This window comes from Mycobacterium sp. MUNTM1 (assembly GCF_054660795.1).
Map to the genome: position 1 here is coordinate 57,827 of NZ_BAAGDE010000008.1, position 23,620 is coordinate 81,446.

The window sequence follows — 23,620 nt, forward strand, 5'->3', positions numbered from 1 at the left end:
CGGCCTTGGCTAAACAAGTCGATCAGACGGCCGAGCGGACTTGGACGCCGAGCAGGTCCAGCGCGTTGTCCCGCATGATCTTTCGAACGTCGGACTCACTGAAGCCTTTCAGCTCGTCGGCAAACGATACCGGCGATTCGAGGCCCTCGCCGTGCGGCCAGTCGGAACCGAACAGGATCTTGTCGACACCGATGGCCTCGGCCAGCTCCGGCAGGTCGTCCTCGTAGTAGGGGGCGATCCACACGTTGTTGCGCAACTGCTCCACCGGATCTTCGGGGAACCACTGGGGCTGGGTGTTCGCCGCCTTCTTCAGGCGCTTGATCAGCCGATGCACGAAGTAGGAGCCGTTCTCGATGCTGACCGCCTTGAGTTTCGGATGACGGGTGAACACCCCGTGCACAATCATCGAGGCCATCGTGTCGTGGATGGCCCGGTCGTCGAGGAGAACCTGATCCAGCGGATCCTTGGCCCCGAAGCCCTCGAACGTCGCCTTGCCGCCCCACGCCGCCGCGATGTGCAGATAACCGCTGTCGGACAGGTGGAATCCCACCGGCACGCCCGCCTCTGCCAGGCGGGCCCACACCGGGTCGTGGCTGGGATCGCCCAGCGAGCGCGGCTTGACCAGGCCGGGCACCGGCGCGGGCCGCACCAGCACCAGTTTGGCGCCGCGCGCCAATACGAACTCGACCTCTTCGACGGCCTTGGCCGGGTCGGCCAGCGAAATGATCGGCGCGGCAATGATTCGGCGATCGGGCCGGTCGAAGCCCCAGTCCTCGTCGAGCCACAGATTGAACGCATGCACCGACGCCATCGTCGCCTCGATGTCGTGTTTGAGCGCCTCCTCGACCCCGCATCCGAAGGTCGGCAGCATGAACACCGTCTCGATGTCCTGGGTGTCCATCACCGTGATCCGGGCGTCGCGGTTCTGATACTCGGGATGGTCCGCGAGCCGTTCGACCTTCATCAGCGAGGCCGGGTCGACGCCTTCGGGGATCTCACCGCGGAACAACAGGTCGAGGCAGCCCGGCACGATGATCGGGTCGAAGGTGGGATTGGGGATAAAGTGGTTGACGCGGTCGCCGATCACGGCCCACGTCCGCTTGCCCTCAGTGACCATCTGGACGCCGCGCCGTTTGAACTTCTTGTCCAAGTGACGGGTGAACGAGTCCAGCGGCTCGTAGTAGTGGTTGTCAACGTCGATCGCCTGGTAACCCAAGTCGGCCATGATCATCCTTTCCGCCAATACCGGCGAACACTAAGCGTCGGTCGAATCGAGCGATGGGAATTGCGGCGGCCGCTTTTCGAGAAAACTCGTGATGCCCTCGATCACGTCAGGGCGCGGCATGGCCTCGTGCAACAAAACCTCGGCGAGGGAATTGGCCTGTTCGACGTCGCGGGTCGCGTCGCCGTAGACCTGCCTCTTGATCACCGCCATCGACGCCGGGGAGCAATTGGCGGCGATGTCCTCGGCGTAGTCCAGGGCGCGCTTCATCAGACTGTCCGGAGCGACAACCTCTTTCACGAGGCCCAGCTCGGCCGCCTCCTCAGCGAGGAAGGTCCGCCCACTCAGCAACAGATCGAGAGCCGCGCCCCAGTTGGTCAGCCGCGGCAGTATCCAGGAGATCCCGAACTCCGCGATCAGGCCGCGGCGCGCGAACACGGCGCCGAACTTCGCGCCGGCGGCCGCGAACCGGACATCGCACATCAGCGCCTGGGTCAGCCCGATCCCGACACAGGCACCGTTGATGGCCGCGATGACGGGCTTACGCAGCGTCGTGACGAAGTGGGGCGGGCGCTCCCCGACCAGGTCGACCAGGTTCGTCTGCCCCGCCTTCTCCATCGTCTCGCCGTAGCTGGGTGCCGAACTCGGTGCGCCCAAATAGGCGCCCGCACAAAACCCCCGGCCCCGGCCGGTCAACACGATGGCCCGAACGGCCGGGTCCTGCTCGGCGCGGTCGATCGCCGCGTAGAACCCCGCGGCGATGTCGGGGCCCCAGGCATTGAGTCGATCCGGGCGATTGAACGTCAGAATTGCCACACCGGTTTCAGTGGTCTCATACAGCACCGCCTCATCGGTGACCACACGGTCGGCGGCGCTCATCGGACCGTCCCCTCATAGCTGACCAACAGGCGAGTTTGTACCCATACTGTATACCTATCGGTACCGCATTCCACAACCGGCGCCAGTCGGGTGTGAAACCCCGACTAAACTGCGATTTCGCGCACGAACCGTCGCCTGAGCCACCCGCGGATCGACCGACCCGGCGGCGGCGATTTTGACGGCGTCGTAACGCGCGAACCCTCGAGCGCCGACAACTCTTTTTCGGCACGCAAACCCGCCCGCGACGTGGCAAGACTTAATTCTTGTGGTGTGGGACACGCCTGCGCCACGTTTGCATCGGTCGCGCGATCGGGAAACCCAACACAAGCCAGCCGACAATGGGAGGTACATGCAATGGTTGACGTCAAGAGCGGTCCGGTCGAGTTCGTTCGAGGCATCGTCGAAGATGTCCTCGGCAAGACCAAGCAGGTCATCGGGATCATCATCGGGAACGACGGCCTGATCGAAGAGGGCAAGGCTCAGCAGGACAAGGCGGACGCACAGCGCAACGCCGGTAAGAAGGAAGCCGCCGCTGAGAAGGCCCGCGGCAAGGCCAAGGCATACGAGGAGCGTGAGCGGGCCGAGCAGAACTAGGCGGCCGGCTGATCGAGCGGGCCCGGTCACTGACGACCGGGCCCGCTTCGCTGTGTAATCCCTTCTACTGCAACACGGTTTCGAGCAACCCGAGCCGCTGGTAAGCGTTCTCGATCTGGGCCCTCGCCTCGGCGGGCAGCTCGGCCTGCGGGGGCCGGGAGTGGGGGTAGTCCCCGATGGGCAGGCCCAGCAGGGACGCGGCGTACTTGAACGCGCCGCCCCAGTGCGTGAAGTAATCCGCCCGCCCCGGGTAGCACGTCCACCAGGATCCGACGTCGAGATCGAATTGGTCCATGCCGGACTCGCGGCCATAGTCCATGGCCTCCACGAGCTTGTCGCCGCGCACCAGATCCCAGTATTCGGAAAACACACGCCGCGTGGGCGTTTCGAAGAGATAGCCTGCGGTGCCCAACTGCGCCGGGCAGACAATCCCGTCGCGCAGCCAGCCCGCGCGGTACACCGTCTTGTCACATTCCCACACCACGAGGCCGGGCGCCAGTTCATGCAGCATCCGGCTGCCCGCCGGTCGGAAGGCGCCCTCCTTGGTGGCGCACACCGCGGGAACCTCGTGGTAAATCCGGGCGCTTTCGGCCGGCGTCAGCACATAACCCGACGAAGGTGAATTGAACATGCCCAAAGCGATATCCGTGCGCGCCGCAACGTATTTGAAGAAGCGCAGCACGCCGTCGCCGCCGTGCGCCTCCATCATCGGCGTTTGGATGTAGGCGATGTCGGCACCCGCCTGCTGGGCGTGCAGGGTCAACTCCACACAGTCCTTGGCCGACATAGCCGCCGTACAAGCCTGCACCACCACGTCGGGATTGATGCTGCGCGCCTCCTCGACCGCCACCTGCAGTAATCGTTTGCGCTCGTCGAGGGTCAGCGACCAGAACTCGGCGATACCGCTGGTGCACCACAACATCGGATGCCCCAGATCACCCACGCAGTAGCGCACCAACGTCCGGTACGCGTCCCAGTCGATGTCATCACCGTCGGTGCCGCAGAACGGGGTGTAGAGGGAGTCACCGATTCCCCGCAATGCGCCGGGCGCCCACGCTCGCGCCTCTGCTGCCGTAGCCATGGTCGACTCCTTTTGTCTGCCAATCGATTTCTCGAATCCACGATCAGGTGAAGTCTGAGCCGCCGTCGACGTTGATGTTGGCTCCGGTCATGTAGGAGTTGCGTCGCGAGGCCAGGAACGCGGCGACCGGGCCGATCTCGTCCGGCAGGCCCGCGCGCGGCATGTGCGCTGGGTGGCCGAAATGCTTGGCGATGGCCCCCATCAGGGCGTAGGGGTCGTTGCCGTCGACCCCCACCGACTTCGCCCAGCCGACCAGGGATTCCGACGCGATGCTGCCGGGCGATACCACGTTGACCAGGATCTCGTCCTTGGCCAGCAGCAGGGACAGGTTCTTCGAAACGCTGGTCAGCATCGACTTGGCCGCCGTGTAGGCCGGCAGCATGACGCTTTGCCGCTGGGTCGAGTGCGCCGAGAAGGTGACGATCCGGGCCCATTGCGCCTTGCGCAACAGTGGAAGCGCGGCGCGCACGCAGCGCACCATCCCCAGCACGCCGTCTTCGACAGACTCGCGCCACTGGTCGTCGGTCAGATCTTCGAACGTGCCCGCAGCGCCCGGCCCCACCGTGACGACCAGAGCGTTGAGCTCGCCGTCCCATCGCCGCGCGAGCTCGCCGAACACCGGGCCGACCGCATCGTCGTTCCCGATGTCGGCGGCCAGGCCGACCGCATCCGGGCTGCCACGTCGGGTGAGATCCGTCACGGCCGCATCGAGGGCGTCTCGGCTACGTCCGATCACTGCCACCCGGGCGCCTTCGTCGGCGAAACAGCGCGCCGTCGCCAATCCCATACCGCGGCTACCGCCGACTACCACCGCAGTGGCATTCGCCAGCCCTAGATCCATTGCTTAATCCGTAGCTCTAGTCTGGTCATTTTCGCCTGTCCAGCCGGTTTACCAAAAAGCCTACGATAGGTATTACAGTAGCAGAGGAAGAATACGACACGTAGGCGTATACGCAGGTCAGGACAGAAGTGCCGGTAAATTCGACTTTACCGGCAGCACGGCCGCCGGACCACACGCACGAAACAGATTTTGATGGAGGTGCCCGTAGTGGCAAAACAGGCAACCGCCGATAAGCGTCAGCGACGCGAACGCGGGTCCATCAATCCTGATGACATCATCAGCGGCGCATTCGAACTCGCGGAGCAGGTGTCGATCGACAACCTGAGCATGCCGCTGCTCGGCAAACATCTCGGTGTCGGTGTGACGAGCATCTACTGGTACTTTCGCAAGAAGGACGACCTGCTCAATGCGATGACCGACCGCGCGCTGAGCAAGTATGTGTTCGCCACTCCGTATGTGGAGGCCAGCGACTGGCGCGAGACGTTGGCCAACCACGCGCGGTTGATGCGTAAGACGTTCATGGGCAACCCAATTCTGTGCGACCTGATTCTGATTCGGGCGGCCCTTTCCCCTAAGGCGGCGCGGATGGGCGCTCAGGAGATGGAAAAGGCGGTAGCCAATCTGGTGGAGGCCGGCCTGACACCGGAGGATGCGTTCGACACCTACTCGGCGATTTCGGTTCACGTGCGCGGATCGGTGGTGCTGCAACGGCTCTACGAAAAGAACCAGTCGTCGGACGTCGGCCCCCGGGCCATCGAAGACGCCGTGTCGATCGACCCGGAAAAGACCCCGCTGCTGGCTCAGGTGACCCGGATCGGTCACCGCATCGGCGCGCCCGATGAAACCAATTTCGAGTACGGCCTGACCTGCATTCTCGACCACGCCAGCCGGCTGATCGACGAAAGCAGCGGGTCGAAGGCGCCGTCGCGACAGCGCAAACCGGCCAAGTCGGCTACCACCCGGAGCCGGGCCAAGGCGGCAGCGGCCCGCTAAACCGGCCCGAAATAGTTTGTCAGCCTTCGGGTTCCGGTACGTGGAAGTGCTCGTCGCGTAACCGAAAAGCCTCCCTGGCACCGTGCTGCGCACGGGTTTTGACGAAGTTGAATTCGTCCGGCCCGAATTGCAGATTGGTGCCGAAGGCGTGGAACAGATAGCTCGCGACCTCTTCCCCCTGGTACGCCTGGCTCTGTTCAACCAGCCGGAAAGCCTCCTTGGCGATCACGACCCCGTCGGCCGGCATCTTCGCCGCCTTTTCGGCCCAGTATCGGGCCCGGGCCGTCACCGCGCCGGGCGCGCAGGTGTCGGTGAAGATTCCGAGGTGTTCGACCTCGGCCGCCTCGATAATGTCGCCGGTCAGCAGCAGGCGCCGGGCCAGCACCGGCCCGAGCCGGTGGAAGAACATGTGCAGGCTGCCGAGCGCGGGGCCGAGGAACCGGGTTGCCGGCATGCCGATCTTGGTGTCACGCGCGATGACCGAGATGTCGGTCATCAACGCCATCTCGAAGCCGCCGCCGAGGGCATAGCCGGCGATCTCCCCCACCGTCACCTTCGGGAAGCCCATGAAATTGTGATAGAAGCCAAAAGACTTGCGGTCCACGGTAAGTCGCCGACGTTGACTGGGGCGACGCTTGGCCGCCCGGTCGTCGCCGGCCGCGTGGCTCTGTGGCGCGGGCGAGCCATACCAGCCGTACGCGTTGTTCATGTCGGCGCCGGTGGAAAAGACACCCTCGGCACCACGCAGTAACACCACCGTCAGGTCGTCGTCTTCGGCCACCCGGTCCAGGCAGCGGGCGACGGCCTCCCGCATCGTGGCGTCATAGGAGTTCCGTTGCTTGGGATTGTTCAGCGTGATGGTCGCGATGCGCCGATCGCGATCGACGTCGAAGAGCACCCGATCGTCTGGGCTGCTCGAGGCGGTCATGTATCGGACTCCTTTCGGCGCCTGCCGAATCGCGATCCGACAAGCTTTTCCGGCCGTGACGCCAACGTGTTGACCTCGCCGGTACACAGGACTTCGTCGTCGAGCAACAGCCGCCCGGTCGACGTGATGCCGCGTTCACCCTCAGAGCGGGTGATGTCGAATCGCAGCTCGGTCAGCACCGGTGTCGGCCGGCGGAAGGTCACCACCAGGGATCGGGTTTTGCCGGACAGGCCAGTGACACAGTTGTGGTGCTGAATGACGCAGTCGAAGAAGACGCCCAGGAATCCGCCGTGCACCAGTCCCGGCGGTCCCTCGTACACCAGCGGGAACTCGACACCGCCCGTTGCTTTCTCGGCGTCAAGTCGGTCGAATCGGTATTCCGGAAAGCACGGGTTGTACGCACCGATGTCGGTTGCGTGGTTGAGATAGACGCGGCGAGGATCGTCGGGCAGTTCGCCGATGCGCGGCGCATTGTCCGTCGGCGCCGCGGCCGACAGCTCGCCCTCCCACTCGGCGAACTTCTGCAACATGGCGTCGACCGTGCGGTGCGGGTGCTCGAGGGAGACCAGCAGCGAGCTCAGGCGCCGCATCGCCGCGGCCGCCGCGACGGTCTGGGCAAGCGGCGCCTCGCCGAATTTGGCGTCGCCATTGCTCGCCGACGCGGGCGCGGCATGCCCCTCCGACAAAGTCATCGCGCCACTCCTCCTCGTCGCTGCGCTCTGCATCGTCGCCGGCGCGGCCATGGTTCTCTCTTTCACCCCGGGTTGTTTCGCAGGCAGCGTATCCTTGCTAACTTATACAGCGTATCAATCGTATTGCCTACTGTATGGGTAACCGTATCGGCAAGAAAGGCCGGATTCGACGGTGAGTCAGGGGGCCGACACGGCCGGTGCCGAGGGTTCGGTAACAGTGCACCGCGACGGTGCGGTGTTACTGGTGACGATCGACCGCCCGGCCCGGCGTAATTCATTGACGCAGTTGATGATCGGGACATTGGTCGAAGCGCTGACCGATGCTGCCGCCGACGATTCGCTGCGAGCCGTCCACATCCGCGGCGCGGGTGACGACTTCTGCGCCGGCGCCGACTGGGTGGCTGCCAACGACCCCGGCGGGCAGCGTCCCCGCACCGGTGATCTGGTCCGCAGGATTCCGCACGCCGCTCACCGGGTGATCGAGCTCGTCGCGACCATCCAGCTGCCGGTGGTGTGCAGCGTGCGGGGCTGGGCCGTGGGATTCGGCTGCAACCTCGCGCTGGCCGCCGACTTCACCGTAGCCGCCGACGACGCGGTGTTCTGGGAGCCCTTCATCGATCGCGGATTCAGCCCGGACTCGGGATCGACCTGGCTGCTGCCCCGGCTCATCGGGGTGGCGCGGGCCAGGCGCATGCTGCTGCTCGGCGAGCAGGTAAGGGCGCCGGATGCGGCCGATTGGGGATTGATTCACCAGGCGGTAGGCGGCCCCGACCTCGACCACGCGGCCGAGCAGTTGGTGCGCCGGCTGGCCTCCGGACCGACGGCCGCAGTCGGCCTGGCCAAACAGGCCCTGAACTTCGGCCAGCACGCGACGCTGAGCCAATCGCTGACCCAGGAGCTGTTCAATCTGGAATTGTCCTGCCGAACAAGTGATTTCAAGGAGGGCCTGCAGGCCTTCCGGCAGCGACGCCCGCCGAAGTTCGATGGCCGATGATCGAAGGGATGATCAATGCCCACTGATTCGTTCGACACGATCAAATACGAAGTCGCTCGCCACACCGCGACCATCACCCTGAACCGCCCCGATGCCCTCAATGCGCTCAGCCCGCACATGATCACCGAGCTGCGGGCCGCCTACGACGAGGCCGAAAACGACGACAACGTATGGCTGACCATCGTGACCGGCGTCGGCCGCGCGTTCTGCACCGGCGCCGACGTCAAGGAGATTCCCGAAGACGGCAAGGTGATCTACGAGCGGCCATACCTGTCGACGTATGACCAGTGGGAGGCGCCGCAGGAGGGCACGCCGCCGTTCCGCACCATGGCCAAGCCCGTGCTGACCGCCGTGAACGGAATCTGTTGTGGCGCCGGGATGGATTGGGTCACGACGACCGACATCGTCATCGCTTCCGAGCAGGCGACCTTCTTCGATCCGCACGTCAGCATCGGGCTGGTGGCCGGCCGGGAACTGGTGCGGGTGTCTCGGGTCCTGCCCCGCTCGATCGCGCTGCGAATGGCCTTGATGGGCAAGCACGAGAGAATGAGCGCACAACGCGCCTACGAGCTCGGGCTGATCAGCGAGATCGTCGAGCACGACCGCCTGCTGGAGCGGGCGCACGAGATCGCCGACATCGTCAATTCCAATGCGCCGCTGGCTGTTCGGGGTACCCGGCTGGCCATCCTCAAGGGCCTGAACGTGCCGCTGCACGAGGCGGAGATACTCGCCGAGACCTTCCGCGAGCGCGTGCTGCGCACCGAAGACGCGGCCGAAGGCCCCAGGGCGTTCGTCGAGAAACGCAAACCGAATTGGCAATGCCGATGACCTTCGAAACGATTCTGCTCGACATCGACGCGGACAGCCACGTCGCCACCATCACGCTGAATCGTCCCGATCAGCTCAACGCGTTCAACCGCACCATGTGCGAGGAGATGGCCCGCGCCTGGCGCGCCGTCAAACTCGACGAGTCGGTGCATGCTGTGGTGCTGCGCGCCGCCGGCGACCGGGCGTTCAGCGCCGGGCTTGACATCAAGACACCGTACGGCCAGCCCGAAAACATCTGGAACCACGAGGATCCCGGAGAGCTGCTGAGCCCCAAGTGGCAGAAGATGTGGAAGCCCGTGGTGTGCGCCGTTCAGGGCATGTGCACCGCGGGGGCGTTCTACTTCGTCAACGAATCCGACGTGGTCATCTGCGCAGAAGACGCCACGTTCTTCGACTCGCACGTGTCGGCGGGCCTGGTCTGCGCGCTCGAGCCGATCGGCCTGATGCGCCGCATCGGCGTGGGTGAGACTTTGCGGATCGCGCTGATGGGCAACGACGAACGGGTCAGCGCCGACACGGCGTTGCGGATCGGGCTGGTGTCCGAGGTCGTCGCCGCCGACCGGCTCTGGGCCCGCGCCCACGAGATCGCGGCGACCATCGCCGCCAAGCCGCCAACCGCGACCGCGGGCACCGTCAAAGCGATTTGGGAGTCGCTGGACAAGCCGTACCGCGCCGCGATGGAGCAGAACCTGATCTACACCCGGCTGGGCAATCCGCTGGGCACCGCCGAGCTGGCCGCTCGAAGCGATTCCCAGGCCCGGGGCTCCGCACACACACCGAAGATTCGCTGATGCCGCCTCACCCACTGGTTCAACGCATCTCCGACGTGCTCGACCTCGAGCCGGACGCGCACGCGATCGAGTATGACGGCCACTGGATCTCCTGGGCTCGGCTCGCCACGTCGGCACGACACATCGCCGCCGTGACCGCCGGGACCGAGGCCGGGATGCTGTTGCGCAACCGGCCGGGACACGTGGCCGCGTTTCTGGGCGTGCTGCTCGGCGGCGGAACGGTCGTCGTCATCAACCCCTCGCGCGGCGACGAGCGCACCAAGACCGACATCAAGGGCTTGAAGCTTCCCGTGATCGTCGGCGAGCCCGACGATCTGACGACCCTGGTCGACGCGGGCACGCCGACGGTCGCGATCTCGGGCCTGCTGGACGACGTCGACGGGACCGCGCCCCCCGCCGGCGACGTTGCTTCGCCGGCCGGTGTCGCGGTGCGCATGCTGACCAGTGGAACGACGGGTCCGCCCAAGCGCATCGATCTGGGCTACGACATGCTGGCGCGCAGCGTGCTGGGGCCGGATCCCGAACGGGCGGCGCCGCCTCGAGAGCTGCGCCGCGGCGTCGCGATCGTGAACTCGCCGCTGGTGCATATCGGCGGCGTGTTCCGGGTGCTGCAATGCATCGCCGAGGCGCGACCGTTCGTGCTGCTGGAGCGATTCGAGCTCAACGCTTGGGCCGCGGCGGTGCGCAAGCATCGGCCGCGCGCGGCGTCGCTGGTACCGGCCGCCCTGCGCACCGTCTTGCACTCCGATGTTCCGCGCGCCGACCTGGCGAGTCTGCGGGCCGTCACCTGTGGGACGGCGCCGCTGTCGGCCGAGGATGCCGACGCCTTCACCGAGAAGTACGGCGTTCCGGTGTTGACCTCTTATGCGGCAACCGAATTCGGCGGTGGTGTGGCGGGCTGGACCCTTGCTGATTACCAGCGGTACTGGCAGACCAAACGGGGCAGCGTCGGTCGGGCCAATCCCGGCGCCCAGCTCAGGGTGGTCGCCGAGGACGGAACCCCCTTGGGCCCGGACGAAGTCGGCCTGCTGGAGGTCAAGCCGGGCCAGCTGGGGCCGGCCGCACCGTGGATGCGGACCACGGATATGGCGCGGATCGACGCTGAGGGGTTTGTCTGGATCGTCGGCCGCGCCGACCAGGCGATCATCCGCGGCGGCTTCAAGGTGATGCCCGACGACGTTCGCGCGGCTCTGGAAAGCCACCCGGCGGTGGCCGGTGCGGCCGTGATCGCCCGACCCGACGAGCGGCTCGGCGAGACGCCGGTCGCCATGGTCGAGCTACGCGCACGAGCCGACGCCGACGCCGACGCGTTGGTGGAGTACCTGCGCGAGCGGCTGGCCCGTTACGAAATACCCACCGAAATCGCGATCGTCGATGCCATCCCCCGAACACCTTCGGGGAAAGCCGATCTCGGTGCGATTCGCGGCTTCTTCCGCGAGACCGCGGTGCAGCGCGACCATGCCCGTTGATTCATCGACGGTCGCCGGGATGCTGCGGCAGCAAGCCCGGTTACGCGGCGATCACCCGCTTCTGGTCTGCGATGCCGACCGGATCAGCTACGCCGAGGCCGATGTCCGGTCCGCGGAACTCGCGCGCGGTCTGATCGCGCTCGGCGCCGGCAAGGGGACCCATGTGGGGCTGCTGTATCCGAACGGCCCCGAGTTCGTCGTCGGGATGCTGGCCGCGGCGCGCATCGGTGCCGTGGTGATCCCGTTCTCCACTTTCGTCACCGCCCGTGAGTTGCGCGAGCAACTGGTCGACAGCGATGCGGAAATCCTGTTGACTGCCGCAGCGTTTCGCTCTCACGATTATGTGCGGCGGCTGTCCGAAATTTTCACCGGCCTCGATCTCGGTTCCCGGTTGTTGTGTGCCGCGGCGCCGCAGCTGCGCCGCGTGGCGATCACTCACGCGCCGGTGTGCCGGCTCGCCGATTCCGTCGACCCGGCTCTGCTCATGGCGCTGGAAGATGATGTGGCGGAGGGTGATCCATTGTCGATCGTGTACACGTCGGGGTCGACCGGCGCCCCGAAGGGCGTGGTGCACACGCACGGCAGCCTGCTCGCGCATCAGCGGAACCTCAATCAAATCCGGGGCTTGACGGCCGACGACAGGCTGTTCTGCAATTCGCCGTTCTTCTGGATCGGCGGGCTCGCGTTCGGCCTGCTCGCGACCCTGATCGCCGGGTCGACGTTGGTGTGTTCCAACGCCACCGACGCGGGGGTGACGCTCGACCTGCTGGAAGCCGTAAAGCCGACCGTCACCAACGGCTTCGCGGCCGGAATCGCCCACCTGGCCGACCATCCGAGCTTCCCCCGACGCGACCTGTCGTCGATGCGGCGCGGCAACCTGTACCCGATCATGGCGCCCGACGCCCGCCCGGCCGACCCGGAATTGCGGCACAACATGCTGGGCATGACCGAGGCCGGAAGCGTCGTGCTGATCGGCGATGACGAATCCGACCAGCCCGAGCACCGGCGCGGCTCGTTCGGCAAGCCGGCGCCGGGGTTTGAGACCAAGGTCGTCGATCCCGACACCGCGACCGCCGTGCCGGTCGGTCAGGTCGGCGAATTGTGCCTTCGCGGGCCGTACCTGATGCAGCGTTACTACAAACGCAGCCGCGAAGAGTGTTTCGATGCCGACGGCTGGTTCCACAGCGGCGATTTGGTGCGCGTCGATGGCGACGGATTCGTTTATTTCGTCGGCCGGCGCAGCGCGGTGATCAAAACGGCGGGCGCCAACGTCTCGGCGGCCGAAGTGGAGAAGACCATCAGCAGGGTCACCGGCGGGGCGCCGGCCTATGTGCTCGGCATACCCGACGCCCGGCGCGGGCAGGTCGTCGCCGCGGTGGTCGTCCAGCCGGACGGGGCCAAGGGTTTCGACGAACCCGCACTGGTGGCGCGGCTCAAGACGGAACTGTCCGCATACAAGATTCCCAAGCGGTTCATCGCCCTTCGCGGCGCCGAGGTTCCGCTGCTGTCCAGCGGCAAGGTCGACGTGCGGCGACTCAGGGAGCACTTCGATGTCTAGCACCATCGACCAGCTGGTGCGGTTGCGGGCAGGCCGCGACGGGGACACGCCGATGGTAATCGACCCCACCTCCCGGATCAGCTACCGCGAACTCGACTCCACCACAAGGGATCTAGCAGCGGTATTCATCGAGGCGGGCGTGGGCAAGGGCACCCGGGTGGGGCTCATCATGCCCAACGGCACCCGCTGGGTGCAGGTCGCCATCGCCCTGACCCGTATCGGCGCGGTGCTGGTACCCCTGAGCACACTGCTCACGGCCGGGGAGCTGGCCGCGCAACTGCGAGCGGCCGCGGTGCAGTTCCTGGTCAGCGTCGAGGAGTTCCGCGGCCACCGCTACCTCGACGACCTCGAGACGACGCGAGGGACCGAACTTCCTGCGTTGCGGGAGGTTTGGTCGGTCGACCGGCTCGATGGCGCCGTCGCGAGCGACCAGGCCCGCAACATCGTCGACCCCGTGACGGCGACGGTCACCCCGGCCGACCCGTTGGTGATCATGTTCACCTCGGGCAGCAGCGGGTCGCCCAAGGGAGTCATTCATTCGCACGGCAATGCGCTGGGCGCGGTGCGGTCGGGCCTCGCGGCGCGGTGCATCACCGCCGAGACCCGGCTGTATCTGCCGATGCCCTTCTTCTGGGTGGGCGGCTTCGGCAGCGGAATACTGTCCGCGCTGCTGGCCGGCGCCACCCTGGTGACCGAAGAAATTCCCCGGCCCGAAACGACCCTGAAACTGCTGAAAGACGAACGGGTCACGCTGTTTCGGGGCTGGCCGGACCAGGCCGAGACCCTGGCGCGGCACGCCGGCGAGGTCGGCGCCGACCTGTCGGCGCTACAGGCGGGCAGCCTGCAGGCCCTGCTGCCGCCCGAGCAGCGCGCCCAACCCGGCGCGCGCGCCTCGTTGTTCGGCATGACCGAGGCGTTCGGCCCGTACTGCGGGTATGCCGCCGATACCGACATGCCCGCTTCGGCGTGGGGCAGCTGCGGAAAACCGTTCCCCGGCATGGAGGTTCGCATCGTCGACACCGACAGCGGCGCGACAGTCGCTGCCGGCGCCACCGGCATGATCCACATCCGCGGACCGCACACGCTACGCGGCATCTGCGGACGCACCCGGGAGGACCTCTTCACCGCCGACGGCTTCTACCCCACCGGTGACCTCGGCCACCTCGACGAGGATGGATTCCTGTTCTACCACGGGCGATCCGACGACATGTTCAAAGTCAGCGGCGCGACCGTCTACCCCAGTGAGGTCGAGAGCGCGTTGCGCGCCATCGACGGCGTCGACAACGCCTTCGTCACCAATGTTCCCGGCGCGGTGGGCAATCGGGTAGGCGCGGCCGTAGTGTGCCGTGCGCACAGCGCCGAGCGGCTACGAGGTTCGGCGCGAACTCTGCTGAGCGCCTTCAAGGTCCCGACGGTGTGGCTGCTGCTGGATTCCGACGACGCGGTGCCGCGCGGCGGTACCGGCAAGGTCGACATCCGCCGACTGCGCGAGATGCTGTCAGACCAGGCCTAGGGGACCCGCGTCCAGGGCTGACAGTTCTGCGACTCGAAGGCCTTCACCGATAAGTTGATGTTCGCGAACATCGGGCCGATCGAGGTATTCGTTTGCAGTACATGGTCCTTGTTCGCATCCGGCGTGCTGTAGGTGAACCACGAGCACATCGAGTCCTGGGTCGGCACGTTGTTGATCCACACTCCGAACGCCGACCCCGACCCAGCCGTGTGGTAGAGGCCCGGCGCGATGTCGGGCCCGACGACGAAGACACCATTACCGGGGATGGGGTCGAGCAGGTCGGCTTTCGCCGGTGCTGCAAACGCGATCGCCGAAACGCAGGCCAACAAAACTGCCGATGTGCGAAGCGGTGGGGACATTCTTCCTCGCTCTGCTCGGTGCCCCCTGCGTTGCAGCGTAGGCCTAAGCGCGCGCAACCAACAAGAGATGCCGCCGGTGCGGCTTCAGGAGGACCTTTGGCCCCTCTCGTCGGCCACCACCCCGCGCGCGACGAGGTGATCGATCAACGGCACCGCGCCGGCGGCGAGATGTTCGGACATCGCCGCGCGGGCGAGCTGGTCGTCGCGCTTTTTCAGCGCGGACAGGATCCGCCGATGGTCCTGCATCGATTGTTCGGGCCAGCCCTCGATGGCGGGAAACACCGATTCGGGGGCGTAACGGGTGATCTGCGACATCAGCTGCGCGAGCTTGGGCGAGTCCGCCGCGACATTGATGGCGCGGTGAAACTCGTGATTCAGCCGCACGGTGCGTTCGTGTTCGTCGCCGGCGTAGGCATTTTCCAGTTGCGCCTGGATCTCCTTGAGCTCGTGCAGTTGCTCATCGGTGATGTTGAGCGCCGCCCGCGCGGCCAGCTCACCACCGACGTGCGCTTGCACGTTGGCCACGTCGGTGACGTCGCGTCCGGTGACCGGCAGCACCACGAAGCCCCGGCGCGGCTGCTGGTTGATCAGGCCTTCGGCGCACAGCGCGAACAGCGCCTCACGCACCGGTGTGACGCTGATACCCAGTTCCGCGGCCAATTGGTCCAACCGGACGTACGATCCGGCGGCGTACGCCCCATCGAATATCCGCCCGCGGATGATCCGCGCGACGTCCTCGGAAAGTTGAGGCCGCGCAGCGAATTCCGGCACGCTCATCGGCTCACACCTGATACTCGGCGAGCAGTCGCTTGCTGATGATGTTCTTCTGGATCTCGCTGGTGCCCTCACCGATCAGCAGGAACGGGGCGTCGCGCATCAGCCGCTCGATTTCGTATTCCTTGGAATAGCCGTAGCCGCCGTGGATCCGGAAGCTCTGCTGGGTGACCTCGGTGCAATACTCGCTGCACAGGTATTTCGCCATCCCGGCGGCGACGTCATTGCGCTCCCCCGAGTCCTTCAGCCGTGCCGCGTTGACCATCATCAGGTGTGCCGCTTCGACTTTGGTCGCCATCTCGGCGAGCTGGAAGGCGATGGCCTGATGCTCGGCGATCGGCTTGCCGAAGGTCTGCCGTTGTTGCGCGTAGCGGACCGCGAGCTCGAAGGCACGAATCCCGAGACCACAGGCGCGCGCCGACACGTTGACGCGACCGACCTCGATGCCGTCCATCATCTGGAAGAAGCCCTGGCCGGTGGTGCCGCCCAGGACGTCGTCGGCGCCGGCCTGGTAGCCGTCGAAGATCATCTCCGTCGTCTCGATGCCCTTGTAGCCCAGCTTCTCGATCTTGCCCGGAATGCGCAGGCCGGGAACGACTTCGCCGAAACCAACCGGCTTCTCGACGAGGAACGCGGTGAGGTTGCGGTGCGGTTTGTTCGACCCTTCGTCGGTGCGCACCAGCACCGCCACCAACGTGGAGGTGGCGCCGTTGGTCAGCCACATCTTTTGGCCGTCGATGGTGTAGGTGCCGTCGTCGTTGCGCCGCGCCCTGGTGCGGATCGCGGCCACGTCGGAACCCAGCTCCGGCTCCGACATCGAAAACGCGCCGCGGGTCTCACCGGTCGCCATCCGCGGCAGGAACCGTTGCTTCTGCTCGTCGGTGCCGTGTTGGCGCAGCATGTAGGCCACGATGAAATGCGTGTTGAGCACGCCGGACACGCTCATCCAGCCGCGTGCCAGCTCCTCGACACACAGGGCGTAGGTCAACAGCGACTCGCCCAGCCCGCCGTACTCCTGCGGGATCATCAGGCCGAACAGGCCCATCTCGCGCATCTGGTCGACGATCGCCTGGGGGTAGGTGTCACCGCGTTCCAGTTCGGCCGCGTGGGGAATGACTTCCTTTTCGACGAATTTCCTTACGGTGGCGATGATCTCGGTCTGCACCTCGGTCAATCCGAGGGTCTGGGCGAGTTTGGTCATCTGCGGTGTTTCCCTTCCGGCGGCTCAGCAGGCGATGGTCTTGGCGTCGGCTAGGCGCTCGATGTCGGCGGCGCTCAGCCCCAGCCGCGCAAGGACGTCGGCGGTGTCCTGGCCCAGGGCCGGCGCGGGCGCGGTGGCCGGATGTGTGCCGTCGAACGCGGCCGGCAGCCCGGGGGCGAAGTACTCGCCGAGACCGGGTTGCCGCAGCCGCGAAAACATCGGATTGTCGGTGACTTTCGGACCGGCCGCGACCTCGGCGAAGGTACGGTACCGCTCGAACAGCACCGTGGTGGCGGACAGCGCGGTGGTGATCTCGTCGGCGGTGTGGCCGCTGAACCAGGTGGCGAACAGACTCGACAGGACGTCACGGTAGCGGTAACGGTCTCCCTCGGACCCGAAATCGGCGCCCAGCGCTTCGGCGAGCGCCGACACCGCGGCGCCGGTGCCCGTCACCGCGAGCAGGTCGCGAAAGTGCCTGCCCGTCAGAGTAACCACCATGAACCTGGCGCCGTCGCTGCTGACAAAGTCCTGCCCGTACTGGCCGTAGATGGCGTTACCCAGCCGTTCGCGTTGCGTCCCATTGACTTGCGGTTCGGTCAGCAACCCCAGGTTGGCCGCGGTCGCCAGCGCGACGTCTTCCAACGCCATGCTGATCCGCGCGCCCGCCCCGGATCGCTCGCGGTGGCGCACGGCGGTGACGACCGCCAGCGCGGCGTACAGGCCGCAGCACACGTCCCAGGCCGGGAGCACGTGATTGATCGCGCCGCCATGATCGGCCGGGCCGGTGACGAGCGGGTAACCGAGGCCGGCGTTGACCGTGTAATCCACTCCGGTGGATCCGTCGCCGCGCCCGAGCAACTGAACGTGAATCACGTCGGGGCGCCTCGCCGCCAGCACCTCGTGGCTGAGCCAGGACAATCCCGCGGCGTTGGTCACCACGATGCCGTCGCCCTCGACGATCAGACGCTGAACCAGTTCGTGGCCTTCCGGGGACCGCAGATCGATGGTGGCCGAACGCTTGCCCTTGTTCAGGCCGGTCCAATAGATCGAGGTGCCATCCGCCGCCAGTGGCCACCGTTGCGCATCGGATGCGCCGCCGATCGGGTCGACTCGGATGACTTCTGCGCCAAGCTGACTCAGCGTCATGCCGCACAGCGGCGCGGCGACGAAACTCGACACCTCCACGACGGTGAGGCCGTCCAGCGGCAACGCCGAACCGGTCATCGCGAGGCGACCCGTTCGAAGACGGCCGCCAGGCCCTGGCCGCCGCCGATACACATGGTTTCCAGGCCGTAGCGCGCGTCGCGGCGATGAAGTTCGCGTGCCAACGTGGCCAGCATCCGGCCGCCCGTCGCGCCCACCGGATGGCCCAGTGAGATCCCCGAACCGTGCACGTTGGTCCGCTCGTGATCGGCGGCGCCGAAGTTCCATTCCCGCATCACCGCAAGCGCTTGCGCGGCAAAGGCTTCATTGAGCTCGATGAGGTCGATGTCGGACAGCTGCAGGCCCGCCTTGGCCAGTGCGACCTCGGTCGCGGGCACCGGCCCGATGCCCATGACGTTGGGTGCGACCCCCGCCACGGCCCACGACACCAGGCGCACCAACGGCTTCAGGCCGTATTCGTCGGCCTTCTCCGGTGTGGTGACCACACACATCGATGCCGCGTCGTTCTGCCCGCTGGCGTTGCCGGCGGTCACCGTGGCCTCCGGATCATCCTTCAACAGAACGGGTTTGAGCTTGCCCAGCGACTCGACCGACGTGTCGGCGCGCGGGTGTTCGTCGGTATCGATGAGTTCCTCGCCGCTGCGGGTGCGGACCGCGACTCCGATGATCTCCTCGGCCAGGACGCCGTCCTTCTGCGCGGCGACGGCACGCTGATGGGATCGCACCGCGAGTTCGTCCTGCTCCTGACGTGAAATGCCATACTGGCGGCGCAGATTCTCGGCCGTCTCCAGCATTCCGCCCGGCACCGGGTAATTCCGGCCGCCGGCGGTGGTGCGACCCCGGGCCAACCCGTCGTGCACCTGCACGCCGTTGCGGGCGCCGCCCCACCGCATGTCGGTGGAGTAGAAGGCGACGTTGCTCATGCTCTCGCAGCCGCCGGCGATGACGAGGTCGTGGTCCCCGGCGCGCACCTGCAGGCACGCCTGGATGACCGCCTGCAGGCCCGAGCCGCAACGCCGGTCGACCTGCATGCCCGGAACCGTCACCGGCAGACCGGAGTCCAGCGCCACCACGCGCCCGATCGCCGGCGCGTCGCTGTTGGGATAGCAATGACCGAGGATCACGTCCTGCACGGCGTCGGGCGCCAGCCCGGTCCGCTCGAGCAAACCCTTCAGGGCGGTGACGCCGAGGTCGACGGCCGTGAGGGATTTGAACATCCCGCCGTAGCGGCCGATCGGGGTCCGGACGGGTTCACAGATGACGGCGTCGGCACTCATAGGTGGCGGCCGCCGGTGATTTCCATAACGGTGCCGGTCATGTACGACGACAGATCCGACGCCAGGAACAGCGCCACGCTGGCGACCTCGCTGGGCTCACCGGCCCGGCCCAGCGGCACCTCGGCGACCTTGGAGTCCCAAATGCGCTGTGGCATGGCCTCTGTCATGGCCGAACGGATCAGGCCGGGAGCGATCGCGTTCACCCGGACGCCCAGGTAGGCCAGCTCTTTGGCGGCAGCCTTGGTCATGCCGACGATGCCGGCCTTGGCCGCCGAATAGTTGGTCTGGCCGATCATGCCGACCTTGCCGGACACCGAGGACATGTTGATGATCGAGCCGCGCTTGTTCTCGCGCATGACGGCGGCGGCCAGCCGGGTGCCGTTCCAGGTCCCCTTCAGGTGAACGTTGATCACCTGATCGAATTGCTCTTCGGTCATCTTGCGCATCGTCGCGTCCCGGGTGATCCCGGCGTTGTTGACCATGATGTCCAGGCCACCGAAACGCTCGACCGCGGTCTGGATCAGGGCTTCGACGTCAGCCGACTGGGTGACATCGCACCGAACCGCGACCGCGACGTCATCGCCGCCCAACTGCTTGGCCACGACCTGGGTTTCCTCGAGGTTGACGTCGCCGAGTACGACGCGCGCGCCCTCCGCGACGAAGCGCTCCGCGATGGCAAGACCCAGCCCCTGCGCTCCGCCCGTGATTACCGCGGTCTGACCTGTCAACAACGCCACTGTCGATCACACACCCTTCACTGTTATCGCCGCACCGGGCACCCGTAAGGCAAATATCATATTTGATATAGGATCCTGCCCTGAACCGGGGTGCCCCGGATCGAGAGAGGAGTGTGGAGCCCATGAGCACCGCCGAAGTCGCCGAAGTCGCCGACGAGGACTTCCGCGAGATCCTCGCTCAGACAAGGCAATTCGTCCGCAGCGCCGTTGTCCCCCGCGAGCAGGAGATCCTCGACACCGATCGCGTGCCCGACGACCTGCGCGACGAGGCCAAGAAGATGGGTCTGTTCGGCTACGCGATTCCCCAGGAGTGGGGCGGCCTTGGCCTCAACCTGATGCAGGACGTCGAGCTGGCGATGGAGCTGGGCTACACGTCGCTGGCGCTGCGGTCGATGTTCGGCACCAACAACGGCATCGCCGGACAGGTGCTGGTGGGGTTCGGCACCGACGAACAGAAATCCCGCTGGCTGGAGTCGATCGCGTCCGGCGACGTCGTCGCGTCCTTCGCGCTGACCGAGCCCGGCGCCGGATCCAACCCGGCCGGCTTGCGCACCAAAGCCGTTCGCGACGGCTCCGGAAAGGATGCGGCTTGGGTCATCTCCGGGCAGAAACGCTTCATCACCAACGCGCCCGTCGCCAATCTCTTCGTGGTGTTCGCGCGTACCCGGCCGGCGGACGACAAGGGTCCGGGGATCGCCGTCTTCCTGGTTCCCGCCGACGCCGCCGGCGTCGAGGTGGGCGCCAAGGACGCCAAGATGGGCCAGGAGGGCGCCTGGACGGCCGACGTGAACTTCACCGACGTCCGCGTCGGCTCCGATGCCCTCGTCGGCGGCAGCGAAGACCACGGCTACCGCGCGGCCATGACCTCGCTGGCCCGCGGACGGGTGCACATCGCCGCCCTGGCGGTGGGCGCCGCCCAACGCGCGCTCGACGAATCGGTGTCGTATGCCGCCACCGCGACGCAGGGCGGGACGCCGATCGGAAGCTTCCAGTTGGTGCAGGGCATGCTCGCCGACCAGCAGACCGGGGTGATGGCCGGCCGCGCGCTGGTCCGCGAAGCCGCCCGGCTGTGGGTCGCCGACGAGGATCGCCGGATCGCGCCGTCGGCGGCCAAGGTCTTCTGCACCGAAATGGCCGGCAATGTCGCGGATCTCGCGGTGCAGATTCACGGCGGCACCGGTTACATGCGCGGTGTCGCCGTCGAACGCATCTACCGCGATGTGCGCCTGCTGCGGCTCTACGAGGGCACCAGTGAAATTCAGCGGTTGATCATCGGGGCGAATCTCGTCAAGGCCGCGCAGCGATAGCAGTGGCCGAATCCAATGGAGGAACAACTATGAGCGGCAAGCTTGCCGGACGAGTGGCATTCATCACCGGTGCGGCCCGCGGCCAGGGCCGGGCGCACGCGGTGCGCATGGCCTCCGAAGGGGCCGACATCATCGCCGTCGACATCGCCGGCAAGCTGCCGTCCTGCGTGCCCTACGACCCGGCGACGCCCGACGACCTGGGCGAGACCGTGCGCCTGGTCGAAGCGGCGAACCGCCGGATCATCTCGTCGGTCGTGGACACCCGCGACTTCGACGGTCTGCGAAAGGTCGTCGAGGACGGCGTCGCCGAGCTGGGCCGGCTGGACATCATCGTGGCCAACGCCGGCGTCGCGGCTCCGCAGGCCTGGGACGACATCACGCCGGAGAACTTCCGCGACGTGATCGACATCAACGTGACGGGCACCTGGAACACCGTGATGGCCGGCGCCGACAAGATCATCGAGGGCGGTCGCGGCGGCTCGATCATCCTGATCAGCTCGGCGGCCGGAATGAAGATGCAGCCGTTCATGATTCACTACACCGCCAGCAAGCACGCCGTCACCGGGCTGGCGCGGGCCTTCGCCGCGGAGCTGGGCAAGCACTCGATCCGGGTCAACAGCGTTCACCCGGGCCCGGTGAACACCGCGATGGGCTCCGGGGACATGGTCAACGCGGTGGGCAGGACCATGGAGACCAACCCGCAGCTGTCGCATGTCCTCACGCCGTTCCTGCCCGACTGGGTCGCCGAGCCGGAGGAGATCGCCGATACCGTGTGCTGGCTGGCCAGCGACGAGTCGCGCAAGGTCACCGCCGCACAGATCCCGGTCGACCAGGGCTCGACGCAGTACTGATCATCACTCGCGCGGGAATAGTCGCGCGGTCCCGGCGTTTGCACCCGTCATGAAAGCCTTCAGCGAAACCGAGCGCCAGGAGTTCCTCGCCGACAAGCATGTGGCGGTGCTGTCCGTCGCAGCCACCGAAGACCGCCCGCCGGCCAGCGTCCCGATCTGGTACGACTACACCCCCGGCGGAGACGTCCGGATCATGACCGGGGCGTCCAGCCGCAAGGCTCGGCTGATCAAGCAGGCGGGGGCCGTCACGCTGGTGGTGCAGCGCGAGGAGCCGCCATATCAGTACGTGGTGGTGGAAGGCACCGTCGTCGAGACCACCAACCCGGCCCCGGCGGACCTGCAGGAGTCGATCGCCATCCGTTATCTCGGCGAAGAGGGCGGCCGCGCGTTCGTACAAAGCATGGAAGGCGTCGAGGAGGTGCTGTTCACCATCCGGCCCGACCGCTGGCTGAGCGCCGACTTCACCGGCGACCTCTGAGGTCTCAGTCGATCAGGTCCAGCGTTCCCAGGTCGCGGATGGCCTGGCAGCCGCGGCTGAGCATGGTCAGCACCATGTCGTCGCCGCGCTCGGTCGCCGCGGCGAACGCGAATCCCAGGGCCGAGATCAGCGGCGCCTGCAACACGCCGAGCCGGTAATCGCGCCAACATGTTTCGCGGTCGTAGTCGCCGACCCCGCCGGCCGTCAGCGCACGGTGATAGTCGGCGACGAGGTCTTCCTCGATGGCCGCGCGCAGCCGCGAATTGAGGCTGGTCGCGGTGAAGTAGGCGAGATCGCGGGCCGGCAGCCCGACGCCGAGCGTCTGCCAGTCCACCACGCTGACCCTCGTGCGTTCGGGGTCGAACAACAGGTTGTCCAGCCGGTAGTCGCCGTGCAGCAGGGCGAACCGGTCGTATTCGGAGAGCAGCCACGGAGCGATCGAACCCATTGCCGCGCCGAAGGTCTCGCGGTCTTCCGCGCTCATCCGATCGCCCAGCTTCTGCAGCGTGATGTCGGCGCTCATCTTGGCCACCTCGCCCATGCCGTTGGCGCCGGCTTCGTCCGGCCGGCCGAACGCGATGCCCGGGAAATCGAGCCAGAGAGGGTCACACCAACTGGGCGCATGCAGGCCCGCCAGCGCGGTAACCGCAAGGCGCGCTTCGGTTTCGCCGCAACCGACCAACTGATCGCCTTGCACCGCCGGCGCCTGATCGGCGAGCAGCAGCGCGAAATCCATTGCGTCTTCGGTGATCTCGGAGTAGAAGCACCGCGGCGTGGGCACCTGGACCCGATCCACCACCGAAGAGTAGAAGGCGCATTCGCTGCGATAGCCGATGACCACCCGGTCGCGGACCGCGTCGTCCTGGGCGGGCAGTTTGATCACGAAGGTCTGCGGAAGGTCACCGGGATCCGTCGCGTAGCGAGCGGTGACCCGGTAGGTCGCACCCGTCTGCCCGGTGCCGATCGCGACCACGTCCACGTCGGCGACCTCGACGGGTGTGCCGCTGCCGGACAGCGCGGCCGACAACCACTGCGGGGTTACGTCGCCGGGGTAACGCGGTATCGACAGCACAGCACTCATAAGCAGCA

The 23,620-nt window shown here is 66.6% G+C and carries 24 protein-coding genes; 11 read left to right on the forward strand and 13 right to left on the reverse strand.

The window, feature by feature from the left end; all coding sequences use genetic code 11:
• Window positions 1–22: 22 nt before the first annotated feature.
• Both ACYQ8K_RS06720 and ACYQ8K_RS06725 read right to left on the reverse strand, forming a co-directional pair.
• Window positions 23–1,225 carry an amidohydrolase family protein gene (locus ACYQ8K_RS06720; RefSeq protein WP_459967709.1) on the reverse strand — a complete coding sequence of 401 codons (1,203 nt, stop codon included), beginning with the start codon at window positions 1,223–1,225 and terminating at the stop codon, window positions 23–25.
• Window positions 1,226–1,255: 30 nt separating this feature from the next.
• Window positions 1,256–2,101 carry an enoyl-CoA hydratase gene (locus tag ACYQ8K_RS06725; RefSeq protein ID WP_459967710.1) on the reverse strand — a complete coding sequence of 282 codons (846 nt, stop codon included), beginning with the start codon at window positions 2,099–2,101 and terminating at the stop codon, window positions 1,256–1,258.
• A gap of 354 nt (window positions 2,102–2,455) precedes the next feature.
• On the opposite strand from ACYQ8K_RS06725, the gene mbp1 reads away from it, so the two are divergent.
• A complete protein-coding gene (gene mbp1 / locus ACYQ8K_RS06730) occupies window positions 2,456–2,695 on the forward strand; it encodes a microaggregate-binding protein 1 (protein WP_459967711.1) in 240 nt (79 codons plus the stop codon).
• A 64-nt stretch (window positions 2,696–2,759) separates the two neighbouring features.
• Here mbp1 and ACYQ8K_RS06735 read toward each other — a convergent pair whose 3' ends face one another.
• Both ACYQ8K_RS06735 and ACYQ8K_RS06740 read right to left on the reverse strand, forming a co-directional pair.
• Entirely contained in the window at window positions 2,760–3,776 is a 1,017-nt protein-coding gene (locus ACYQ8K_RS06735) for a dihydrodipicolinate synthase family protein (protein WP_459967712.1), read from the reverse strand.
• 43 nt (window positions 3,777–3,819) lie between these two features.
• On the reverse strand, window positions 3,820–4,617 hold the full coding sequence (locus ACYQ8K_RS06740) for an SDR family NAD(P)-dependent oxidoreductase (RefSeq protein ID WP_459967713.1): 798 nt from the start codon (window positions 4,615–4,617) through the stop codon (window positions 3,820–3,822).
• A 192-nt stretch (window positions 4,618–4,809) separates the two neighbouring features.
• Between ACYQ8K_RS06740 and ACYQ8K_RS06745 the strand changes: the two genes are divergently transcribed.
• A complete protein-coding gene (locus ACYQ8K_RS06745) occupies window positions 4,810–5,610 on the forward strand; it encodes a TetR/AcrR family transcriptional regulator (protein WP_459967714.1) in 801 nt (266 codons plus the stop codon).
• Between the two features lie 19 nt (window positions 5,611–5,629).
• Here the strand turns inward: ACYQ8K_RS06745 and ACYQ8K_RS06750 are convergent, their stop codons facing one another.
• Both ACYQ8K_RS06750 and ACYQ8K_RS06755 read right to left on the reverse strand, forming a co-directional pair.
• A complete protein-coding gene (locus ACYQ8K_RS06750; protein ID WP_459967715.1) occupies window positions 5,630–6,538 on the reverse strand; it encodes an enoyl-CoA hydratase/isomerase family protein in 909 nt (302 codons plus the stop codon).
• On the reverse strand, window positions 6,535–7,230 hold the full coding sequence (locus tag ACYQ8K_RS06755; protein ID WP_459967716.1) for a hotdog family protein: 696 nt from the start codon (window positions 7,228–7,230) through the stop codon (window positions 6,535–6,537). The genes ACYQ8K_RS06750 and ACYQ8K_RS06755 overlap by 4 nt, the downstream gene beginning before the upstream one ends.
• 172 nt (window positions 7,231–7,402) lie before the next feature.
• Here ACYQ8K_RS06755 and ACYQ8K_RS06760 point away from each other — a divergent pair, with 172 nt between their 5' ends.
• Genes ACYQ8K_RS06760 through ACYQ8K_RS06785 form a run of 6 tightly spaced genes read left to right on the forward strand, consistent with a single transcriptional unit; the run spans window position 7,403 to window position 14,383 of the window.
• The gene (locus ACYQ8K_RS06760; protein ID WP_459967717.1) at window positions 7,403–8,224 is read left to right on the forward strand and encodes an enoyl-CoA hydratase/isomerase family protein; all 822 of its coding nucleotides are present in this window, start codon (window positions 7,403–7,405) and stop codon (window positions 8,222–8,224) included.
• Between the two features lie 15 nt (window positions 8,225–8,239).
• Window positions 8,240–9,052: an enoyl-CoA hydratase/isomerase family protein gene (locus tag ACYQ8K_RS06765; RefSeq protein ID WP_459967718.1), complete on the forward strand. Its 813-nt coding sequence runs from the start codon at window positions 8,240–8,242 to the stop codon at window positions 9,050–9,052.
• Window positions 9,043–9,843, forward strand: a complete 801-nt coding sequence (locus ACYQ8K_RS06770) for an enoyl-CoA hydratase/isomerase family protein (protein ID WP_459967719.1) — start codon at window positions 9,043–9,045, stop codon at window positions 9,841–9,843. Before ACYQ8K_RS06765 ends, ACYQ8K_RS06770 begins: the two co-directional genes overlap by 10 nt.
• A complete protein-coding gene (locus ACYQ8K_RS06775; protein WP_459967720.1) occupies window positions 9,843–11,312 on the forward strand; it encodes a class I adenylate-forming enzyme family protein in 1,470 nt (489 codons plus the stop codon). Before ACYQ8K_RS06770 ends, ACYQ8K_RS06775 begins: the two co-directional genes overlap by 1 nt.
• On the forward strand, window positions 11,302–12,870 hold the full coding sequence (locus tag ACYQ8K_RS06780) for a class I adenylate-forming enzyme family protein (protein WP_459967721.1): 1,569 nt from the start codon (window positions 11,302–11,304) through the stop codon (window positions 12,868–12,870). The genes ACYQ8K_RS06775 and ACYQ8K_RS06780 overlap by 11 nt, the downstream gene beginning before the upstream one ends.
• On the forward strand, window positions 12,863–14,383 hold the full coding sequence (locus ACYQ8K_RS06785; RefSeq protein ID WP_459967722.1) for a class I adenylate-forming enzyme family protein: 1,521 nt from the start codon (window positions 12,863–12,865) through the stop codon (window positions 14,381–14,383). The genes ACYQ8K_RS06780 and ACYQ8K_RS06785 overlap by 8 nt, the downstream gene beginning before the upstream one ends.
• Here the strand turns inward: ACYQ8K_RS06785 and ACYQ8K_RS06790 are convergent.
• The 6 genes from ACYQ8K_RS06790 to fabG form a co-directional block, all read right to left on the reverse strand.
• Window positions 14,380–14,742, reverse strand: coding sequence for a hypothetical protein (locus ACYQ8K_RS06790; RefSeq protein ID WP_459967723.1), 363 nt, complete (start codon window positions 14,740–14,742; stop codon window positions 14,380–14,382). The genes ACYQ8K_RS06785 and ACYQ8K_RS06790 overlap by 4 nt on opposite strands.
• 84 nt (window positions 14,743–14,826) lie before the next feature.
• A complete protein-coding gene (locus ACYQ8K_RS06795) occupies window positions 14,827–15,519 on the reverse strand; it encodes a GntR family transcriptional regulator (RefSeq protein WP_459967724.1) in 693 nt (230 codons plus the stop codon).
• A gap of 4 nt (window positions 15,520–15,523) precedes the next feature.
• A complete protein-coding gene (locus ACYQ8K_RS06800) occupies window positions 15,524–16,717 on the reverse strand; it encodes an acyl-CoA dehydrogenase family protein (protein WP_459967725.1) in 1,194 nt (397 codons plus the stop codon).
• A gap of 24 nt (window positions 16,718–16,741) precedes the next feature.
• Entirely contained in the window at window positions 16,742–17,941 is a 1,200-nt protein-coding gene (locus ACYQ8K_RS06805; RefSeq protein WP_459967726.1) for a CoA transferase, read from the reverse strand.
• Window positions 17,938–19,158 (reverse strand): acetyl-CoA C-acetyltransferase, encoded by a 1,221-nt coding sequence (locus tag ACYQ8K_RS06810; RefSeq protein ID WP_459967727.1) that lies wholly within the window; start codon window positions 19,156–19,158, stop codon window positions 17,938–17,940. Before ACYQ8K_RS06810 ends, ACYQ8K_RS06805 begins: the two co-directional genes overlap by 4 nt.
• Window positions 19,155–19,895: a 3-oxoacyl-ACP reductase FabG gene (gene fabG / locus ACYQ8K_RS06815; protein ID WP_459967728.1), complete on the reverse strand. Its 741-nt coding sequence runs from the start codon at window positions 19,893–19,895 to the stop codon at window positions 19,155–19,157. The genes ACYQ8K_RS06810 and fabG overlap by 4 nt, the downstream gene beginning before the upstream one ends.
• Window positions 19,896–20,017: 122 nt before the next feature.
• Between fabG and ACYQ8K_RS06820 the strand changes: the two genes are divergently transcribed.
• The 3 genes from ACYQ8K_RS06820 to ACYQ8K_RS06830 are packed head-to-tail and all read left to right on the forward strand — an operon-like array spanning window position 20,018 to window position 22,531.
• Complete coding sequence (locus ACYQ8K_RS06820; RefSeq protein WP_459967729.1) at window positions 20,018–21,202, forward strand: acyl-CoA dehydrogenase family protein; 1,185 nt, start codon at window positions 20,018–20,020, stop codon at window positions 21,200–21,202.
• 29 nt (window positions 21,203–21,231) lie between these two features.
• Window positions 21,232–22,053: a mycofactocin-coupled SDR family oxidoreductase gene (locus ACYQ8K_RS06825; protein WP_459967730.1), complete on the forward strand. Its 822-nt coding sequence runs from the start codon at window positions 21,232–21,234 to the stop codon at window positions 22,051–22,053.
• A 49-nt stretch (window positions 22,054–22,102) separates the two neighbouring features.
• A complete protein-coding gene (locus tag ACYQ8K_RS06830) occupies window positions 22,103–22,531 on the forward strand; it encodes a pyridoxamine 5'-phosphate oxidase family protein (RefSeq protein ID WP_459967731.1) in 429 nt (142 codons plus the stop codon).
• Window positions 22,532–22,535: 4 nt separating this feature from the next.
• Here the strand turns inward: ACYQ8K_RS06830 and ACYQ8K_RS06835 are convergent, their stop codons facing one another.
• Window positions 22,536–23,612, reverse strand: a complete 1,077-nt coding sequence (locus tag ACYQ8K_RS06835; RefSeq protein ID WP_459967732.1) for a phosphotransferase family protein — start codon at window positions 23,610–23,612, stop codon at window positions 22,536–22,538.
• Window positions 23,613–23,620: the final 8 nt, after the last annotated feature.

Excerpts from the sequence above, each read along its gene's own strand:
- ACYQ8K_RS06810 (WP_459967727.1), bottom strand. The coding sequence starts at position 19,158 with ATGAGTGCCGACGCCGTCATCTGTGAACCCGTCCGGACCCCGATCGGC.
- ACYQ8K_RS06775 (WP_459967720.1), top strand. The coding sequence starts at position 9,843 with ATGCCGCCTCACCCACTGGTTCAACGCATCTCCGACGTGCTCGACCTC.
- ACYQ8K_RS06765 (WP_459967718.1), top strand. The coding sequence starts at position 8,240 with ATGCCCACTGATTCGTTCGACACGATCAAATACGAAGTCGCTCGCCAC.
- ACYQ8K_RS06785 (WP_459967722.1), top strand. The coding sequence starts at position 12,863 with ATGTCTAGCACCATCGACCAGCTGGTGCGGTTGCGGGCAGGCCGCGAC.
- ACYQ8K_RS06725 (WP_459967710.1), bottom strand. The coding sequence starts at position 2,101 with ATGAGCGCCGCCGACCGTGTGGTCACCGATGAGGCGGTGCTGTATGAG.
- ACYQ8K_RS06740 (WP_459967713.1), bottom strand. The coding sequence starts at position 4,617 with ATGGATCTAGGGCTGGCGAATGCCACTGCGGTGGTAGTCGGCGGTAGC.
- ACYQ8K_RS06820 (WP_459967729.1), top strand. The coding sequence starts at position 20,018 with ATGAGCACCGCCGAAGTCGCCGAAGTCGCCGACGAGGACTTCCGCGAG.
- ACYQ8K_RS06755 (WP_459967716.1), bottom strand. The coding sequence starts at position 7,230 with ATGACTTTGTCGGAGGGGCATGCCGCGCCCGCGTCGGCGAGCAATGGC.
- ACYQ8K_RS06795 (WP_459967724.1), bottom strand. The coding sequence starts at position 15,519 with ATGAGCGTGCCGGAATTCGCTGCGCGGCCTCAACTTTCCGAGGACGTC.
- ACYQ8K_RS06825 (WP_459967730.1), top strand. The coding sequence starts at position 21,232 with ATGAGCGGCAAGCTTGCCGGACGAGTGGCATTCATCACCGGTGCGGCC.
- mbp1 (WP_459967711.1), top strand. The coding sequence starts at position 2,456 with ATGGTTGACGTCAAGAGCGGTCCGGTCGAGTTCGTTCGAGGCATCGTC.
- ACYQ8K_RS06805 (WP_459967726.1), bottom strand. The coding sequence starts at position 17,941 with ATGACCGGTTCGGCGTTGCCGCTGGACGGCCTCACCGTCGTGGAGGTG.
- ACYQ8K_RS06750 (WP_459967715.1), bottom strand. The coding sequence starts at position 6,538 with ATGACCGCCTCGAGCAGCCCAGACGATCGGGTGCTCTTCGACGTCGAT.
- ACYQ8K_RS06830 (WP_459967731.1), top strand. The coding sequence starts at position 22,103 with ATGAAAGCCTTCAGCGAAACCGAGCGCCAGGAGTTCCTCGCCGACAAG.
- ACYQ8K_RS06790 (WP_459967723.1), bottom strand. The coding sequence starts at position 14,742 with ATGTCCCCACCGCTTCGCACATCGGCAGTTTTGTTGGCCTGCGTTTCG.
- ACYQ8K_RS06835 (WP_459967732.1), bottom strand. The coding sequence starts at position 23,612 with ATGAGTGCTGTGCTGTCGATACCGCGTTACCCCGGCGACGTAACCCCG.
- ACYQ8K_RS06800 (WP_459967725.1), bottom strand. The coding sequence starts at position 16,717 with ATGACCAAACTCGCCCAGACCCTCGGATTGACCGAGGTGCAGACCGAG.
- ACYQ8K_RS06745 (WP_459967714.1), top strand. The coding sequence starts at position 4,810 with ATGGAGGTGCCCGTAGTGGCAAAACAGGCAACCGCCGATAAGCGTCAG.
- ACYQ8K_RS06720 (WP_459967709.1), bottom strand. The coding sequence starts at position 1,225 with ATGGCCGACTTGGGTTACCAGGCGATCGACGTTGACAACCACTACTAC.
- ACYQ8K_RS06735 (WP_459967712.1), bottom strand. The coding sequence starts at position 3,776 with ATGGCTACGGCAGCAGAGGCGCGAGCGTGGGCGCCCGGCGCATTGCGG.
- ACYQ8K_RS06780 (WP_459967721.1), top strand. The coding sequence starts at position 11,302 with ATGCCCGTTGATTCATCGACGGTCGCCGGGATGCTGCGGCAGCAAGCC.
- ACYQ8K_RS06770 (WP_459967719.1), top strand. The coding sequence starts at position 9,043 with ATGCCGATGACCTTCGAAACGATTCTGCTCGACATCGACGCGGACAGC.